The following is an 18,455-nucleotide window of genomic DNA, read 5'->3' on the forward strand; positions in this document are numbered from 1 at the left end:
ATATGACATAAAAAGATTATTTTTGCAATGAATTCGGAAATTTCAGATAAGAAAATTATTATTTTAAGTACGATGATATTATATCTTTTCACCTTCATGGAAAGAAGTCATGTCAAGGGCAGACAGATTCTGATATTCTTTGGGGGACATTCCATATTCTTTTTTAAATGCCTTAAAAAAGCTTGAGTAATCCCTAAAACCAAATTTTTCATAGGTGCCGGTTATACTGGCGCCGCTGATTATAGCGTTTCGGCATTCCGCCAGACGCTTTTTTATTATGTACTGATGAAGTGAAATGCCAAGAGTGTCCTTGAATAAGTGAGCAACATAGTACTTGCTGACAAAAAACTGCCCGGCGATATCATCAAGTGAAAGGGTATCCTCAAGATTGCTCTCCACATAGGAAAGGATATTTTGGAAAAGAGCCAGTTCATCATTGCCATTCTGTATATGGTCGTCATCGTATACAATTCTGTTGATAGTAAGGATCAGGTCGCAAAGACATAGATGGCTCATAGCACCGCTTCCGTATCTGTCGCTGGATTTTTCCTCTAAAAGTCTCAAGAACTTGGATTCAACAAGGTGAAAAGAGGCTGGTGCCAGATGATAAATATACTTGTGAAAAGCCTCTGCCTTTTGGATAAGGTACATATAATCAACTGATTCCTGCATCAGGGAATTGCAGCAATCCTTGCTGATCCAAAAGACAAAACGCTTATAGTCCTTTTCTGATGTGTGCATAATGGCGTGATGTGATATTCCCGGTGGCACGACCATTAAATCCCCTGGGTACATATCGATGTGCTCTTTCTCTCCATCAGTTCTAAATATCTCCATGGTGACATCACCGTCCAGGAAAAGATAAAACTCATAGTAATCATGGGCATGGGGATTCAGTGTTTTAAAGTCCCTGTCCAGATAATAGAACACCTCAAAATCAGAGGAAATCATATACTGTCTTGAATTAAATGATGATCTGAGTTTATTTTTCATAGGTACATAATAACATGGATAACAATTTTTGCAATATAGGAAACAAGTTATTCTATTCTTTTTTTTCTTAAATGAAAGTATTGTGTATATAACGAAAACGGATATTCAGTCGATTGGAATATGCAGGTAGTGTACGAGGTGGATCTGCAAGTTCCAATCGGCTGAACACGAAATTATAGGAGGATTAAGACTATGGAAATGACACTTCGCTGGTATGGCACAGATTATGATACTGTTAAACTCTGGCAGATCAGACAGATCCCTGGAGTACATGGAGTTATCACAACTCTTTACAATAAGCAGGCAGGAGAGCTTTGGGAACAGGATGAGATCAAGGCTCTTAAAAATGAAGTTGAGGCCGGTGGACTTAAGATTGCCGGAATCGAGTCAGTAAACGTGTCTGATGCGATCAAGGCTGCAACAGCAGACAGAGATAAGCATATCGATAATTACATCAAGACACTTGAGAATCTTGGTAAAGAAGATATCCACATGGTATGTTACAACTTCATGCCTGTATTTGACTGGACAAGAACAGAACTTGCAAGAAAGAGAGCAGATGGCTCAACAGTTCTTGCTTATACACAGGAAGCAGTTGATGCGATCGATCCTGAGAAGATGTTTGAGTCAATTTCAGGTGAAATGAACGGAACAGTTATGCCTGGCTGGGAACCTGAGAGAATGGCTAAGGTAAAAGAGCTCTTTGAGCTTTACAAGGGAATCGATGAGGATAAGCTCTTTGAGAACATCGTTTACTTCCTTAAGGCTATCATGCCTGTATGTAATAAATATGACATTAAGATGGCTATTCATCCGGATGATCCGGCTTGGTCAGTATTCGGACTTCCAAGAATCATCAACAATGAAAAGAATATCTTAAAGCTCATGAAGGCTGTAGATGATGTACACAATGGTGTTACATTCTGCTCAGGATCTTACGGTACAAGTCTTGAGAACGATCTTCCACACATGATCAGAGCTTTAGAGGGAAGAATTCATTTTGCCCATGTACGTAACCTTAAGTTTATTTCTCCTACAAACTTCGAGGAAGCAGCTCATCTTTCATCAGATGGAACATTTGATATGTATGAGATAGTTAAGGCTCTTTATGAGACTGGCTTTGACGGACCTATCCGTCCTGATCACGGAAGAATGATCTGGGGTGAAGTTGCAATGCCAGGTTACGGCTTATATGACAGAGCACTTGGTGCAACATACATAAACGGCCTTTGGGAAGCAATTGAGAAGAGCCATCAGCGTGGGCTGTAAGCACCTGACGAGGTTTTTGCGAGTCTAGTGCGCGTGTTCTGGCCAGGCGGATGCTGAGTGCAGAACTTCCTTATAAATTGAATGCGAAGGAGATAACATAATGAAGCTTTGTGATAGTAGTATAAAGAATGATTCAGTTTGGAAGGAAAAAGGATACGAACTTCCAAAATTTGATAGAGATGAGATGATAAAGAAGACAGTAGCTGAGCCTGAGTGGGTGCACTTCGGAGCAGGTAACATCTTCAGAGCTTTTCAGGCAAATCTTGCTCAGAGAATGCTTGATGATGGAATGAATGACAAGGGACTTACAGTTGTTGAGGGATTTGATTATGAGATCGTAGAGAAAATGTACAGACCTCACGACAACCTTTCTATCCTTGTTACACTTAAAGCTGACGGATCAGTTGATAAGAAGGTTATCGGAAGCATTGCAGAGTCCTGCATCCTTGATTCTAACGATGACAAAGAGTTCAGCAGATTAAAAGAGATATTCAGAGCTGACAGCCTTAAGATGTGTACTTTTACAATCACAGAAAAGGGTTATAGCCTTGTAAATCCAGCAGGTGAGACTCTTCCTGCGGTAAAAGAAGATTTTGAAAATGGCCCTGAAAAGCCACAGAGCTATATCGGAAAGGTAGCAGCTCTTTTGTATGAGAGATATACAGCAGGCAAAAAGAAGATTGCCATGGTAAGTACAGATAACTGCTCACATAATGGTGACAAGCTCTATGCAGCTATGGATGCCTTTGCTAAGAACTGGACAGAAAACGGAAAAGCAGATGCTGGATTCCTTGACTATGTGCATGATGAAGCACTTGTTTCATTCCCATGGTCAATGATCGATAAGATCACACCAAGACCTGATGATTCTGTAAATGAAATTCTTAAGAACGACGGTGTTGAGGAACTTGAGGCAGTTGTTACATCTAAGAAAACATGGGTAGCTCCTTTTGTTAACGCTGAGGAGAGCGAATACCTTGTAATCGAGGACAAGTTCCCAAATGGAAGACCTGCTCTTGAGAAGGTTGGAGTTATCTTTACAGATAAGGAGACTGTAGACAAGGTTGAGAGAATGAAGGTTTGCACTTGCCTTAATCCTCTTCACACAGCACTTGCTGTTTACGGATGCCTTCTTGGATATACAAAGATCTCAGATGAGATGAAGGATGAAGACCTCGTTAAGCTTGTAAAAGAAATAGGCTACGTAGAGGGACTTCCTGTTGTTACAGATCCTGGCGTTATTAAGCCAAAGGAATTTATTGATACTGTTGTAAATGTGCGTATCCCTAACAAGTTTATGCCTGACACACCACAGAGAATCGCATGCGATACTTCACAGAAGCTTGGCATCAGATTCGGTGAAACAATCAAGGCATATCTTGCTTCTGATAAACTTAACGTTGCTGACCTTAAACTTATACCACTTGTTCATGCAGGTTGGCTTCGTTACCTTATGGGAGTGGACGATAAGGGCCAGAGCTTCGAGCCTAGTCCTGATCCACTTCTTGAGGAGGCTCAGAGCTTCGTAAAAGACATTAAGCTCGGAGAGACAGATGAGAATAAGGTTAAGGCAGCTGTTTTACCTCTTCTTAAAAATGCTGCTATATTCGGAACAGACCTTGAGGCAGCAGGCCTTTCAGACAGGATAGTTGGATATTATCTTGAGCTTCTTAAAGGCGAAGGTGCAGTAAGGGCTACACTTCAGAAGTATTGCAAATGATAACCTAACAAGGTAAAATCTATTAGGTGGGTGCTTGGTTAAGTGCCCACCTAATATTAGAGTTGGAGGGGATCAATATGAAAACATGTCCTAATTGCGGTAATCAGATCGCTGATGATGCAGCATTTTGCAATAATTGCGGTGTTTCAGTGACAGTTAATCAACAGGCAGAAAGTGCACAGGCTACTAATCCACAGCCACAGGCTCAACCGGCACCACAGCCACAGCCTCAGCCTCAGCAGTCATATGGCCAGGCACCATATCAGCAGCCACTTGTTTACTCAGATTCTAAGGATCATACAAAAGAGTTTGATGCTCAGGATATTGCAGACAACAGGATCATTGCACTTGCAGCTTATCTGTTCGGAATTCTCGGTGTTCTTATTGCATTTATTGCCGGAACCCCATTTACAAGATTCCATGCAAGAAATTCTCTTAGAATTTCTATAGCAGCAATCATTATACTTATCCCAAGCATCATTCCATTTCTTGGATGGCTTGTAACAGGTATATGCGCAGCAATTCTTGGTGTGATCAAGATCGTTGCTATTGTTTGGGCTTGCATGGGTAAGGCAAAAGAGCTTCCAATCATTTCAGATATAGGATTTCTTAGCTAATATGGGCAGCTGTACATTTTGTGTACAGCTGTTTTTTTATCTTGTATAATTGTCCCTATACAGGAGAAAAAGACGATGATCAATATAGCAATCGTAGAGGATGAGGATTCATATGCATCCCAGTTAACTGAATATATTAACAGGTATGAATCAGAAAGCGGCAGTTCTTTCAGACTTACCCGTTTTAAAGATGGAGATGAGATCACTAACGGGTATAAGAGTCAGTTTGACATCATACTTATGGATATAGAGATGAAGCTTATGGACGGCATGACTGCTGCGGAAGAAATCAGAAAGCTCGACCAGGATGTTGTTATCATGTTTATCACCAATATGACTAACTATGCCATAAGAGGCTATCAGGTAGATGCTCTTGATTATGTGTTAAAGCCTGTTAGCTATTTTGCCTTTTCTCAAAAGCTTGGAAGGGCAATTGCCAGGATGAAAAAAAGCTCTGCAAAGACTATTTCAATTGAACTGCCATCCGGTATAAAAAAGCTTGATATAGATAATGTATTTTATATTGAAAGTGAAGGGCATAATCTTGTTTTCTATACGAGCGGTGGTGAGTTTAAGATAAGGGCCAAGCTTGGCGACTTTGAGAATCAGCTTTCTCAATATAATTTTTTCAGGTCTAACAAAGGCTATCTTGTTAATCTTAAATATGTCGACGGAGTCGAGAATGGATGCTGCATTATAGCAGGTAAGCAGCTTCTTATCAGCAGAGCAAGGAAAAATGATTTTATGACTGCTTTGACTGAGTTTATGTCATGAGGAATTATAATGGAAAATATCTATCAGGATATACCAAGGCTATATACTGCCCTTGCTGAGTGGCTGGCGTGTATGACTTACTGCCTTGTTTTAAAAAGAAAAGTTAAGAACGAGTTATTTGTTGCGTATTCTGTTATTGCTCTTGTTATTCAGAGCGTGTTTTTGGTGTACACCAAAAATCTCCCTGTTGTGTTTTGGATTCCATGTATGATCGTAGCTGTGGCATTTATGTATGTCTTTATGTACTTAAGTTGTGACAGTAGTGTGAATGTTATAGGCTATTACTGCGCAAGGGCGTTTCTGCTTGCAGAGCTTGCAGCCTCCCTGGAGTGGCAACTTGCATGTTTCTTTTTACTAAAAACTGATTCAGAGATTATTCAGATCGCAATTCTGGTGGCAATATATCTTCTTGTTTTTATCTGGGCTCATTATATGGAGATTAGTATCACAAGGGGCGTTTCACAATTTGAAGTTAATTACCATGAATTATTGGCAGCTGTGGCTATTGCTGCGGCAGTATTTGCCTTCAGTAACCTTAGTTTTATCGTACAGAACACGCCATTTTCTGCGGGAGTTACTGCGGATGTTTTTTATATCAGGACTCTTGTGGATATAGCCGGCATAATGATACTATATGTGTATCAGAGCAGGATCTGTGAGCTTCTTGCTGAAAAAGAGCTGAGAAATATTCACGCTATGCTTAAGGCTCAGTATGATAAATACAGAGGCTATCAGACAACTTTTGATATGATCAATATGAAGTATCATGATCTAAAGCATCAGATTGCGGGACTAAGGGCTGAGATGAGTGATGAGGAGAGAACTCAGTGGATCGATTCTCTGGAGCAGGAGCTTGAGTCTTTTAGCCCTGAAATGCAGACTGGAAACAGTGTTCTGGATACACTTATAGCAGGAAAAATGATGAACTGCAGAGCCAACAAAATTAAGCTGACATGTGTGGCTGACGGTAATATCCTTGATTTCATGCACGTTTCAGATATCTGTACTATCTTTGGTAATGCGCTGGATAATGCAATAGAAAGCGTATCCCTTATAGATGACCCTGAAAAGCGGCTTATTCATCTGGCTATTTCACCTAAAAAGAGTTTTGTTCTGATCCAGATAGATAATTATTGTGAAAATAATATAGAAATGAAGAATGGATACCCTGTAACTACTAAGGCAGACAAGGGTAATCATGGTTTTGGTCTTAAAAGCATCAGGTATACAGTAGAAAAATATAACGGAACATTGAATTTTGACCTGAATGATAATTGGTTTGAAGTCAAAATGCTTATTCCAATGAAAGGATTAGCATGAATATAGTTACAATTCTAGTGGCTGATTATGTCGGTTTTATGCTTCTTGTGGCGCTACTTATCAGCAGTCGTATCAGACGTTCTCAGGGGAACCTTGAACTTAAGGTTTACTCTGCTATCACTATACTTACGATGATAGCCTGTATAGTTGATTTCTTTAGCTTTTTTTCAGATGGAAGATCGGGACTTGGATGGAAGATAGTAAATCTTTTGGGCAATACGTATTGTTTCGTGGTAAATCCGATTTTTATCTCCGCCTGGTGTCTATATGAAGATTTAAAGCTCTATAAGAGTATAGCCAGGGTAAAGAGAATTTACAGGTATGCATTTATACCAGCTATTATTCTGGTCATCATAGCACTTGGCAATATGTTCTTCCCTATGATCTTTTACATTGACGATATGAACGTGTATCACAGGCTTCCGCTCAGTTATGCTTTTTATGTTGTGGATCTGTGTTATCTGATACATAGCGGCGCTGTTTTAAAAAAATATGAGAAGCAGTATGGGAAAATAAGTTTTTTCCCCCTGTATCTTATGGCGGTCCCGGTAGTGCTTGGCTGCGCGCTTCAGATGATGTTTTATGGGGTATCACTCATATGGGTTTCACTTGCTGTTGGACTTACATCCATTTATATGTCACTTCAGAATGAATTCTCCTACCTTGATAAACTGACTAGTCTCTATAACAGGGCATATCTTGATTACAAGATGGAATCGATGTTAAAAGAAAAGAATCCCAAAGTCGGAGCAATCATGATCGATGTGGATTTTTTCAAAACTATCAATGATACGTTTGGTCATTCCACAGGTGATGAAGCTCTTATTGATGTTGCCAGAGTTATCATTTTTAGCAAACCTGATAAGGCAATAGCAACACGCTTTGCCGGAGATGAATTTATTCTGCTTGTAAATAATACCAGTGACGATGAAATGAAGAAGATAGTGGATAATATAAGGGATGAACTTAAAATGTTCAATGAAACTGAGAATCGTCCTTACAAACTCTCCTTATCACTAGGATATACGCTTTTTGATACTGAAAAGGATACTACCGATACATTCTTCAAACGCATGGATGACAACATGTACGTTGAGAAAGCCCAGAAACACAGCACAAGATAGATGATTGAAGGAATGAATGCTTTTTATATCTTGAGATTTATGTAATGATAGCTTGTGAAAGGGTATGTTTCATGAGGATGCTTTTGAGAACGTCAGTACTTATGTGGCGTTTTTTTGCCACATTAGTACTGCTACGTTCGAGATAGAGCGGAAGCGTCATCCTCGTGGAACATACCCGTCACAAGCCTACATACAGTTCATGACAAAAATCGTACCGTTTATGACAAAAACGGCACGATTTTTTTATTGTGCTAAATTTAAAGTACATTGATGCGCAGATTAACCGTGCTGCGCGTATGACCAAAGGCTTTGCAATCCGACCAGTTGCAAATGCAGATTACAAAAAGGGAGGTTATATTATGTTATCTATCAACATGGATGACGTCATGAACGTCATAACATCGATCAAATCTTATCTGATAGCTATCGGTGTTATCATTGCGATCGCAGTTGTTCTTATGATTGCGGTTATGAAACTTAATAAGCCACTTAAAAAGCTTATTAGGGGCACAGCACTTGTTGCTATGCTTACTGGTATTGTTGTTTGTGTAAATATGATCTGTTCAGGTCCTATGAGCACAATGCTTGACCTTGTTAGTGGTAGCGGAACAATTTCAAAGGCTACTTCTGATGAGACAACTATTCTTGCACAGGATATTGCAAGAGAGGGTATTGTTCTTTTGGAAAACGATGATAATACTCTTCCTGTTGCTTCAGGAACAAAGCTCAATGTATTCGGATGGGCTTCAACAAATCCTATCCTTGGTGGTGCAGGATCAGGTGCTCTTAACGATGCATATGATCAGATTTCACTTCTTGATTCTCTTTCACAGGCAGGAATTGAGACAAACACAGAGCTTACACAGTTCTATACAGACTACAAGGCAGACAGACCTGTAGTTGGAATGTGGAATCAGGATTGGACACTTCCTGAACCAAACGTTTCTCTTTACACTGATGAAATGATTGCTAACGCAAAGAGCTTTTCTGACACAGCTATGATCGTTATCAGCCGTTCAGGTGGAGAAGGTGCTGACCTTCCAACAGATATGAATGCAGTTATCGATGGTTCTTATCAGGATGGCACAACATATACTGCAGGAACATATGATGATTCTTTAAATGAAGGAAATGACTGGGATGCAGGTGATCATTACCTTCAGCTCACAAACAGAGAGGAAGAGATGATCGACCTTGTTTGTGCAAACTTTGATAAGGTTATTCTTCTTTACAATGGTGCTAACGCATTCGAACTTGGTTTCATCGAGGATCATCCACAGATCAAGTCAGCTCTTTGGGTAGCTGGTATGGGTCACGTTGGTATGAAGGCCGTTGGTGAGATCGTAACAGGTGAAGTTAATCCTTCAGCTAAGACAATCGACACATATGTTTACGACATGGAAAAGACACCTTGGTGGAACAACTTTGGTGACTTCAACTACACAAACATGGATGAGTTCAAGTACACTTCAACAGGATTTACAGGTGTTGAGTCTACATCTTATGTATCATTCATCAACTATGTTGAAGGTATCTATGTAGGTTATAAGTTCTATGAAACTGCAGCAGCAGAGGGACTTATCAACTATGATGAGATGGTTCAGTATCCATTTGGATATGGTCTCTCATACACAACATTTGAACAGACAATGGGTGACATCACAGAGGCAGATGGAACAATCAGCTTTGATGTTACTGTTACAAATACTGGTTCAGTTGCAGGTAAGGACGTTGTAGAAGTTTACTACAATCCTCCATACACAAATGGTGGCATTGAAAAGGCTTCAGCAAATCTTATCCAGTTCGATAAGACAGACCTTCTTGAGCCGGGCGCATCTCAGACTATTACAATTTCCTTTAACGTAGAAGATATGGCAGCTTATGATTACCAGAACGCTAAGGCATATGTTCTCGAAGAAGGTGATTATGTGATCTCAATCAATTCAGATTCACATAATGTTATTGATTCAAAGACATATACAGTTGATCAGACTGTAACATACAATGGATCAAATGGACGTAGCAGCGACCTTATCACAGCTACAAACGTATTTGATTATGCAGAAGGTGATATTACATACCTTTCAAGAGCAGATGGTTTTGCTAACTATGCAGAAGCTACAAAGGCTCCTTCAAACTATGAAATGAGCGCAGAAAGCAAAGCTGATTTCTATAACATCAGCAACTACTTAACAGCAGAAACTACAGCTGCTGATGAAGATCCAAATGCGGCAGCAGTTACAACAGGTGCTACAACAAGTCTTCAGCTTGCTGACCTCAGAGGTCTTTCAAAGGATGATCCTAAGTGGGATGAACTCCTTGACAGCATGTCTTTGGATGATATGAATGCACTTATCTCACTTGGTGGATATCAGACAAACTCAGTTGATTCAATCGGTAAGGTTCGTACAAACGACTGCGATGGACCTGCTTCAATCAACAATAACTTTACAGGTGTTGGATCTCTTGGATTCCCTGTAGGTGTAACAATTGCAGCTACATTTAACAAAGAGCTTGCTTACTCATTCGGTGATTACATCGGTAAGATGGCAGATGAGATGGATGTATCAGGTTGGTATGCTCCAGCTATGAACATTCACAGAACTGCTTTTGCAGGACGTAACTTCGAGTACTATTCAGAAGACAGCATCCTTTCAGGATATATCGCTGCTGAAGCTTGTAAGGGTTCATGGGACAACGGAGTTTATGCTTACATCAAGCACTTCGCTATGAACGATCAGGAAGAAAACAGATGTGATATGCTCTGCACATGGTCAAATGAGCAGGCTATCCGTGAAATCTATTTAAGACCTTTCGAGATCTGTGTAAAGAATGTTGAAATGTGCGCTGTAATGTCATCATTCAACTACATTGGTAACCGTTGGGCAGGTGGTTCTTCATCACTTCTCAACACTGTACTTAGAGATGAGTGGGGCTTTAATGGCTTCGTTCTTACAGACTACTTTGGAGTTTATGGATACATGTCATCTGACCAGGCTATCAGAAATGGTACAGACTGCATGCTTGTAAACTATCCTACAGCTACAAACAGTGTACAGTTCAGAGATACAAACGGAGCACAGCAGGCAATGCGTACAGCTACAAAGAATATTCTTTACACAGTTGTAAACAGCCGTGCTTATGCACCTGAGAACCTTACAATGGGTATGGCTTCATGGAAGAAGCTTATGATCGTTCTCGATGTTATCTTTGGAGCTCTTATGGTTTGCCTCATGGCAATCTTCATCAAGAACTTCCTTAAGAACAGAGAAACAAAAGCAGAAGCTTCTGCAGAAGAATAATAAATTGATTTTTGGAGCGGTGTCCGCAATTAAAGCGGGCACCAGCTTCATATAAAGATAAAGGGGTAATCATGAAACATCAGGATATCATTGAGAAGATGACAATTGAAGAGAAGGCAGCTTTTTTAAGTGGTAAGGGTGAGTGGCAGACAAGAGACTTTGAAAGGCTTGGTATTCCTTCAATTTTCTGTTCGGATGGACCTCATGGCATTAGAAAGCAGGCAGGAGCAGGAGACCACTTGGGACTTAATGCTTCACTTCCTGCAACTTGTTTTCCGACAGCTGCAACAATAGCAAATAGCTGGAATACTGAACTTGGGGAAACACTTGGAGAAACTCTTGGTGAAGAAGCAATGGCAGAGGGTGTAAATGTTCTTTTAGGCCCCGGACTTAATATTAAAAGAAGTCCACTTTGCGGCAGAAACTTTGAGTATTTCTCAGAAGATCCTTATCTTGCTGGTAAGATGGCAGCTTCCTACGTTAGAGGTATTCAGTCACAGGGTGTTTTCGCATGCCCTAAGCATTTTGCAGTAAACTCACAGGAACTTCGCCGTATGGCTATGAACTCTGTGGTTGATGAGAGAACACTCAGAGAGATATACCTCACAGGCTTTGAGATTGCCGTAAAAGAAGGCAAGGCTAAGACTATCATGTCAGCCTACAACGAGGTAAATGGAACATATGCCAATGAGAATAAGCATCTTTTGAATGATATTTTGAGGCAGGAATGGGGCTTTGACGGCATTGTTATCACCGACTGGGGCGCTTCAAATGATCATGCACTTGGCGTTGCTGCAGGCTCCAATCTTGAGATGCCCAATCCTGGTCTTGATTCTGCAAGAGAACTCATTGCAGCTGTAGAAAGCGGAAAGATCAAGATAGAAGATGTAGACGCAAGAGTAGATGAGCTTTTAGATGCAGTTATGACACTGTATGTAAATGCCCAGGGCAAGAAGGATGATTTTGATAAGAATGCTCATCATGGCATTGCAAGAAGAGCAGCTGCTGAGAGTACAGTTCTTTTGAAAAACGAAGGAAATATTCTTCCTCTTAAAGCTGGAGCTAAGGTTGCTATTGTCGGTGATTTTGCATTTGTTCCAAGATATCAGGGAGCAGGATCATCACTGGTTAATCCTACAAAGATTGAGACTGTAGCAGAGCTTATTGGTACTTATGACCTTCAGGTTGTTGGTATGAGCAGAGGATATTCAAGAAATGGTCAGGAAGATGCTGCTGTTAAAAAAGAAGCCCTTGATATAGCAGCAAAAGCTGACATAGTACTGTATTTCTTTGGCCTTAATGAGGACAGTGAGTCTGAGGGAATGGACAGAACTCATATGAGAATTCCTCAGAACCAGATAAATCTTTTGCAGGAGCTTGGTCAGGTTAATCCTAACCTTGTTGGTATAATCAGTGCAGGTTCTGCAATCGAGATGCCATGGCATCACTATTTCAAAGCTCTTTTGCACTGTTATCTCAATGGACAGGCCGGTGCAGGAGCGGTTATGGATATCCTTATGGGTGATGTTAATCCATCCGGTAAGCTCTCAGAAACTATTCCGAGAAGACTTGAGGATACGCCTGCTTATCGCTACTATCCAAGCCAGGAGAGGACTTCTGAGTACAGAGAAAGTCTCTATGTTGGCTATAGATACTACGATACAGCTGATGTGCCTGTACTTTATCCGTTTGGATTTGGCTTGTCTTATACATCATTTGAGTATAGCGACATTTCTGTGACAGATGAGGGTGCAACATTTACTATCACTAACACAGGATCAAAAGATGGCGCAGAGGTTGCACAGCTCTATGTTGGACTTCCAGGCGGCAAGGTGTTCAGACCTAAAAAGGAGCTCAAAGGATTTGCAAAAGTATTCCTTAAAGCAGGTGAGAGCAAGAAAGTAACAATTGCATTTGATGACAAGACTTTCCGTTATTGGAATGTAAAAACAAATAATTGGGAAGTTGAGGATGGTAAATACATCATTTCAGTGGGAGCAAGCAGTGCTGATATCAGGCTTACAGCAGAGGTGTTCAAGTCTGAAACAACAGAAAATATCCCTTATAGCAAAGAAGACCTTCCTTCATATTATTCAGGAAAGATCCAGTCAGTTGAGACTGCAGAATACGAAAAGCTTCTTGGAAGAAGTGTTCCTGATGGAAAGTGGAGCGGAGAGCTTGGACTTAACGATGCTTTCTGTCAGATGTATTACGCAAAGAGTTCTCTTGCAAGATTTGCTTATAAGAAGCTTACAGCTATGAAGAAAAAAGCTGACGAATCCGGAAAGCCTGATCTTAATATTCTCTTCATCTACAACATGCCATTTAGAGCAATGGCAAAGATGACAGGCGGAGCAGTAAGCATGGAGATGGCAGAAGGAATTGTTAAGCTTGTTAACGGTCATTTCTTTGGAGGACTTGGTCAGATCATTGGCGGATATTTCAGAAATGGCAAGAAAAACAAAGAATATGAAGCAAAAATAAAATAAAGCATCAGCACGGTTCTGGCTGATTGGAGGAAATATTATGAAATTGTGGAATGATTTTGCAGAAAAGCACCCTGCTGTTGCAAAGTGGGTTAGAGAGGGAGGCTTGTTCGTAATTGTAAGTAACCTTATCACTGTATTTAAATATCTGTTACTTACATTTTTGCCAGCAGCCTTCGCATTCCTAGGCAACAGAGCTTTTGGATGGCCGGGAATCCCGCTTACAATTGCAGGAGAGACTTTTGAGTGGAATATATTAGGGTATGATCAGGCTAATGGTGGACTTGCATATTTTACAGCTTACATGGTTGCCATGGTGATAGGTGAGTGCATCAACTTCCCGATTCAGAAGCTTGTGGTATTCCGTAATCATGAAAAGCCAGGAAAGCAGATCGCATGGTATGTTCTTGCGTTTATTGTTATCACTTGTATAGTTAATTCTATCAACTGTATTTGGGTTGCAGTTGCAGGTAAGTTCGTTCCTGCATTTGTTTACAATATAGCTACTATAGTTCTTAATGGTGGTGTAAGCATGGTAGTATTCTTCTTTGTAAACAAGATAATCTTCCCTGAGACTGAAAAGAAAGATTGAAATTTAGTTTCTTAAATATTGTAATAAGAACTGGTGTAGAAAGTATCTACATCAGTTTTTTTTATACTTTTTTTAGAAAGTTTAAAAATTGTTAAGTGCCGAAGGTGCAGTCCTGCTCGTAAAATATTATGTGAGTGTAAAAAATAACGAGATATGAGAGGGAGATGTTATGAGAATCAAAGTGAAACAATTTTTCACATCTGCATTTGCAGCAACTTTTATTGCTTCTAATGTTATTGCTCCGGGGGGAGGAGCGATAGTAGCTCAGGCAGTAGAACAAAGCTCGTTGCAAGCATCTGCTGCAGCACAGATATCTGAAGGCACAAGCCTTGTGGGTAAGTTCCCCATTGGAGCTGTTCTTAGATCAGACAGCTTTCCGGGCTTAAGTATCAGCTATAATGGGCAAACAACATATACTGTCAGCAAGGGAAAAAATAAGCTCTCTTTAGCTGTTACAGTTACCGATGAGAAGCTTGCAAAAGACAGCGTTTCTTACCTTAATAAGATATTTGGACCTGTTAACATCCAGCTGAAAAAAGGAGTAACAAGCTTTCCAAGCTGCAGCCTTAATGGAGTTTTTACTTCTGAATATGAAGGCCTTGTAAAGGCTGGTAAGGATGAGAATTTATCTAAATTCCTAAATGCTTTTATTGAGCAGGCCAGAAAAGAGGATAGTGAGAGAGCTCTTTATGCCAGATTTTATGAAGCAGTTATAGAGGCTCAGAAAGATCAGGCAGGTGAAGTTGAAAATAATGCAGAGTATACTTTAGAAGCTGATACAAAAGAGGTTGAGAGCGAGAATACAACAAAAGAGCAGGATGAGGAAAAGCTTTTTACCAGAACTATTCTTATCTATCTCGATGGAACGAACCTTGAGACAGGCAGTGCTTATGGAACCAAGAATATTCTGGATATGTTAAGGGCCAATATTCCTGATAATGTAAAGGTAATTGTTGTAGCCGGCGGAACCAAGACCTGGCATATGAACGATAAGAAGACATATTACGATTATGCTTCTAATCTTCTTTATCCAGAGGTGGATCAAAACAAATTTACTCCTCAGCAGAAAAAGGCTGTTGATGAGAAAACTGAAGAATTGCTTGGAAAATACAGTACAGATATCAAGGGACTTCAGACTTATGAGGTTGTGAATAAGGGCGGAAATAACAGTCTTAAGTTATTGAAGACCTATGAGAATCAGTACATTGTCGATAAGGACTTTTTCATATCTGCAATTGACTACACTACATCTATTGCGCCAGCAGAAAAGTATGATCTTGTAATCTGGGACCATGGCGGCGGACCTGGCGGATATGGTGATGATGAGTTCCTTGCGGAGTATCTTGAGAAACATCCGGAACAGAAAAATACAATAGAAAATACAGTTTCTTTGAAAAAGATAAAAGAAATCCTTGAGGGAACTGATTATGTAAGGAATGGCGGTAAATTCGATCTTATCGGGTTTGATGCATGCCAAATGGGCAATTATGAGGTCGCCTCAACTATTGCGCCCTATGCAGATTTCTATATTGGCTCTGAAGAGAACGTGCCGGGAATTGGTTGGAACTACAATGCATTCTTTAATGCTCTTGGAACTGATCCTATGGTTAGTACGCAGGATTTTGGCAATACTATAGTAAACAGCTTTATTGATCAGTTTAAGAACGGCAATTCAACACTCTCGCTGATGGACCTTAGCAAAATGGAAACGCTTGATAAGAAGGTGAGTGAATTTGCTTTTTGCCTTATGCAGGAAGCGGACACAAGATACTATGACATCATTGCATCTGTAGGTCCAAAATCTCATTTTGCAACAAGGGAAGGCTTTGGATCGAGCAATCTTCTTGATCTAAAACGTTTGGTATCTCTTTTTACAGATGAGAATAAGGAATACTCACCGGAACTTGTAAACGCAAGTAATGCAGTGATTGCAGCCATTGATGATTGTGTACTTGCTAATAAGTATAAAGAAACAGGCGTGAATAATGGCGGAATAAGCATATACTACCCTATACAGGCATATTATGAAAGACCGGCTGAAAAGGGAATGCTTTACTTCAATAACAAAGCAGCCGAGCTCTTGAGAATATATGAAGAGAATAACATAAATAAAGAGTACAAACTAACAGCAGCAAAGCTCGCAGTACGTAACCTTGCAGGTCGCAGACTATCTATATTCTGGGATCAAAAAGAAAATCCTACAGTAGAGCAGCTTTTTAAAGACTATATAGACAAGGATAAAGATGACAAATACATTGTAAATGCTTCGGGTGTGGATAGAGAAAATCCTGATGACCCTATCGTTAAGACAATACAGAAAATGATTGATGACAGAATATCAGCGGATAAAGTAACAATAACGATGCCTGAACGCAAAAACAATGATAAATACGGCGACTACAATGGCACTGCAGTTGTGAAGGTGGAAAATATTGATCCACTTGTTGCCGGCGACAAGCTTGATGTTAAGGTGTATTTGAATATTGGAGAGGGTGACGATACACATTTTGTTTCTGTAGGAAATAAGAATGGCTATTCCGGCGGCAAGGTAATTCGGGATGATGGAAGTGTTACTTACGAGGCTTTGGCCTTTGATCAGCTTTGGTATTCACTTAACGGGCAGATAGTAAGCATGTATGTTACACAGGTTCTGGATGATGGTAATTTTATCGGCTACATTCCTTTTGGAAACTGGACATCTGAAGAGACTGCTTCAGGAATAGATGCCGGCGACAAGACAAGAACAGCATACATGGTTGATCAGGCAGGAAAAAACAATTTGTCTTCAATAAGGATGTATGTTCAGAGCTCCCATGCAAAGAATGAAAAGGGTGAGGAAGAATGGAAATACACACCTATCAGGTACAATGATTTCGTTGAGGGAGAGGAAAAACATTCACATGATATGTCAGAGCTTGATGACACTTATCTGGAGATACTTGGTGGTGCTGATGATTTTTATTCAATAAATGAGACGCCAAATACTTATTCACTTGGAACTGTTTACGTGGAGAAGGGTAAAGATCTAAGCGTTGACTGTCTTTATGCGAAAGACTTGTATGCCGAATATTACCTCAATGACGTATTTGGAGATGAATATTATCTTGCCACAGATAATCTAAATCCGAAAGGTTCAACAGAAAAGAAAGGTCTGGAGGAGTTCTATGACTATATTCCTGATAATGAATGCGATAATGCCATGACTTGGAAGAATAGTCAGAAGGAAGCTGAGAAAGTATTAAAACAGGCCGTTAAAAATGTGCAGGCTGAAAGAGATAAAGCTAATGAAAAGACAGAAAATAAGATTGACCAGGTAAAGGAAGGACCTGCTGCAGAGGTTGTAGTTTCTGAAGAAAAGACAGGTTTTGACACTGAAGAGGCAAAGACAGCTGCCAGCGAGACAGTGGTTGAAGTAGCTGATATAGAAAAAGAAGCTGCTGTTGATACTATCAAGGCAGAAGAAGTATCTGATACAGCTCAGGCAGATGAAACAGCTGATACTAAGATGGAAGATGCTACAGAAGATGCTGGGCAGGAAGAAAAAACGGAAGATACTAAGCAAGAAGAGAGTATTACTGATATCGGGGCTGTAGAAGCGGATGAAGTCAATGATGAAGCTGATACTACAGATGCGCAGGAAGAGGCAGTAGAGGAAACACAGAAAAACGATGACGTTGCAGATGAAAATAAAACTAATGATGAAGCGATAATTCCTGATGAGGAGGAGAACTGAAATGGTAAGGATCGAGGATGAAAAACTTGAGAGTGTTGCCGGAGGTGCAAAGAAAATTCAGTATATGAAGGTTTCATGTATAAAATGCAAAACAGTTTTTGATGCTGATATGTCAAAAACGAAGGTAAAATGTCCCACATGTAAAACTGACAATATATTTGCAGGCAGATAAGAAAAGGCTAATGTAGAATAACAGGGACGGTTCTAATGACTTGCTTTTAATAAGTCATTAGAACCGTCCCAATGTCATTTAGTTAAGGTATTCAAGTGCATTTAATACATAACGGATGGCATAAAAACTCCGTTTTAGAAAACTTCATATCTTGTTTGCAAAACAAATGGCACGCCAAGAAAGCAGGATTGCTCCTGCTTCTTCCGTGCCATTTATTCTTGGAGAAATTTATGCTCTATAACTTAGTGGAACTACACGTTTGGTATGCTTTTTTCTTGGATATGTGCGGCCTTCTCGGATTGGCGTGACGTTACCTATCAACAACAGTTCCACTGTATCACTAGACATTCTGT

Annotated in this window: 12 protein-coding genes; 11 read left to right on the forward strand and 1 reads right to left on the reverse strand. The window is 40.1% G+C overall.

Features of this window, described 5'->3' with window-relative positions; all coding sequences use genetic code 11:
- Positions 1-78: 78 nt before the first annotated feature.
- The gene (locus C4S54_RS13810; RefSeq protein ID WP_103870037.1) at positions 79-993 is read right to left on the reverse strand and encodes a helix-turn-helix transcriptional regulator; all 915 of its coding nucleotides are present in this window, start codon (positions 991-993) and stop codon (positions 79-81) included.
- Positions 994-1,185: 192 nt separating this feature from the next.
- Here C4S54_RS13810 and uxuA point away from each other — a divergent pair, with 192 nt between their 5' ends.
- From uxuA to C4S54_RS16030, 11 genes are all read left to right on the forward strand, one after another.
- Positions 1,186-2,262 carry a mannonate dehydratase gene (uxuA, locus tag C4S54_RS13815; protein WP_022775325.1) on the forward strand — a complete coding sequence of 359 codons (1,077 nt, stop codon included), beginning with the start codon at positions 1,186-1,188 and terminating at the stop codon, positions 2,260-2,262.
- A gap of 100 nt (positions 2,263-2,362) precedes the next feature.
- Entirely contained in the window at positions 2,363-3,982 is a 1,620-nt protein-coding gene (locus C4S54_RS13820; RefSeq protein ID WP_103870038.1) for a mannitol dehydrogenase family protein, read from the forward strand.
- 77 nt (positions 3,983-4,059) lie between these two features.
- Complete coding sequence (locus tag C4S54_RS13825; protein WP_103870039.1) at positions 4,060-4,599, forward strand: zinc-ribbon domain-containing protein; 540 nt, start codon at positions 4,060-4,062, stop codon at positions 4,597-4,599.
- A gap of 75 nt (positions 4,600-4,674) precedes the next feature.
- The gene (locus tag C4S54_RS13830) at positions 4,675-5,373 is read left to right on the forward strand and encodes a LytR/AlgR family response regulator transcription factor (RefSeq protein ID WP_103870040.1); all 699 of its coding nucleotides are present in this window, start codon (positions 4,675-4,677) and stop codon (positions 5,371-5,373) included.
- A 9-nt stretch (positions 5,374-5,382) separates the two neighbouring features.
- Positions 5,383-6,693, forward strand: coding sequence for an ATP-binding protein (locus C4S54_RS13835; RefSeq protein ID WP_103870041.1), 1,311 nt, complete (start codon positions 5,383-5,385; stop codon positions 6,691-6,693).
- On the forward strand, positions 6,690-7,817 hold the full coding sequence (locus C4S54_RS13840) for a GGDEF domain-containing protein (protein WP_103870042.1): 1,128 nt from the start codon (positions 6,690-6,692) through the stop codon (positions 7,815-7,817). The genes C4S54_RS13835 and C4S54_RS13840 overlap by 4 nt, the downstream gene beginning before the upstream one ends.
- Positions 7,818-8,176: 359 nt before the next feature.
- Positions 8,177-11,119 (forward strand): glycoside hydrolase family 3 N-terminal domain-containing protein, encoded by a 2,943-nt coding sequence (locus tag C4S54_RS13845; RefSeq protein ID WP_103870043.1) that lies wholly within the window; start codon positions 8,177-8,179, stop codon positions 11,117-11,119.
- A 71-nt stretch (positions 11,120-11,190) separates the two neighbouring features.
- Positions 11,191-13,608 carry a glycoside hydrolase family 3 C-terminal domain-containing protein gene (locus C4S54_RS13850; protein WP_103870044.1) on the forward strand — a complete coding sequence of 806 codons (2,418 nt, stop codon included), beginning with the start codon at positions 11,191-11,193 and terminating at the stop codon, positions 13,606-13,608.
- 37 nt (positions 13,609-13,645) lie between these two features.
- Complete coding sequence (locus tag C4S54_RS13855; RefSeq protein ID WP_103870045.1) at positions 13,646-14,197, forward strand: hypothetical protein; 552 nt, start codon at positions 13,646-13,648, stop codon at positions 14,195-14,197.
- Positions 14,198-14,366: 169 nt separating this feature from the next.
- On the forward strand, positions 14,367-17,930 hold the full coding sequence (locus tag C4S54_RS13860) for a clostripain-related cysteine peptidase (protein WP_103870046.1): 3,564 nt from the start codon (positions 14,367-14,369) through the stop codon (positions 17,928-17,930).
- Between the two features lies 1 nt (position 17,931).
- Positions 17,932-18,102 carry a hypothetical protein gene (locus tag C4S54_RS16030; protein WP_160110775.1) on the forward strand — a complete coding sequence of 57 codons (171 nt, stop codon included), beginning with the start codon at positions 17,932-17,934 and terminating at the stop codon, positions 18,100-18,102.
- Positions 18,103-18,455: the final 353 nt, after the last annotated feature.

Origin of the sequence: Butyrivibrio sp. Su6, from assembly GCF_900108105.1 — a bacterium.
Lineage (GTDB): Bacteria > Bacillota > Clostridia > Lachnospirales > Lachnospiraceae > Butyrivibrio.

Coding starts and splice junctions, on each gene's coding strand:
- C4S54_RS13810 (WP_103870037.1), bottom strand. CDS start 993: ATGAAAAATAAACTCAGATCATCATTTAATTCAAGACAGTATATGATT.
- uxuA (WP_022775325.1), top strand. CDS start 1,186: ATGGAAATGACACTTCGCTGGTATGGCACAGATTATGATACTGTTAAA.
- C4S54_RS13820 (WP_103870038.1), top strand. CDS start 2,363: ATGAAGCTTTGTGATAGTAGTATAAAGAATGATTCAGTTTGGAAGGAA.
- C4S54_RS13825 (WP_103870039.1), top strand. CDS start 4,060: ATGAAAACATGTCCTAATTGCGGTAATCAGATCGCTGATGATGCAGCA.
- C4S54_RS13830 (WP_103870040.1), top strand. CDS start 4,675: ATGATCAATATAGCAATCGTAGAGGATGAGGATTCATATGCATCCCAG.
- C4S54_RS13835 (WP_103870041.1), top strand. CDS start 5,383: ATGGAAAATATCTATCAGGATATACCAAGGCTATATACTGCCCTTGCT.
- C4S54_RS13840 (WP_103870042.1), top strand. CDS start 6,690: ATGAATATAGTTACAATTCTAGTGGCTGATTATGTCGGTTTTATGCTT.
- C4S54_RS13845 (WP_103870043.1), top strand. CDS start 8,177: ATGTTATCTATCAACATGGATGACGTCATGAACGTCATAACATCGATC.
- C4S54_RS13850 (WP_103870044.1), top strand. CDS start 11,191: ATGAAACATCAGGATATCATTGAGAAGATGACAATTGAAGAGAAGGCA.
- C4S54_RS13855 (WP_103870045.1), top strand. CDS start 13,646: ATGAAATTGTGGAATGATTTTGCAGAAAAGCACCCTGCTGTTGCAAAG.
- C4S54_RS13860 (WP_103870046.1), top strand. CDS start 14,367: ATGAGAATCAAAGTGAAACAATTTTTCACATCTGCATTTGCAGCAACT.
- C4S54_RS16030 (WP_160110775.1), top strand. CDS start 17,932: ATGGTAAGGATCGAGGATGAAAAACTTGAGAGTGTTGCCGGAGGTGCA.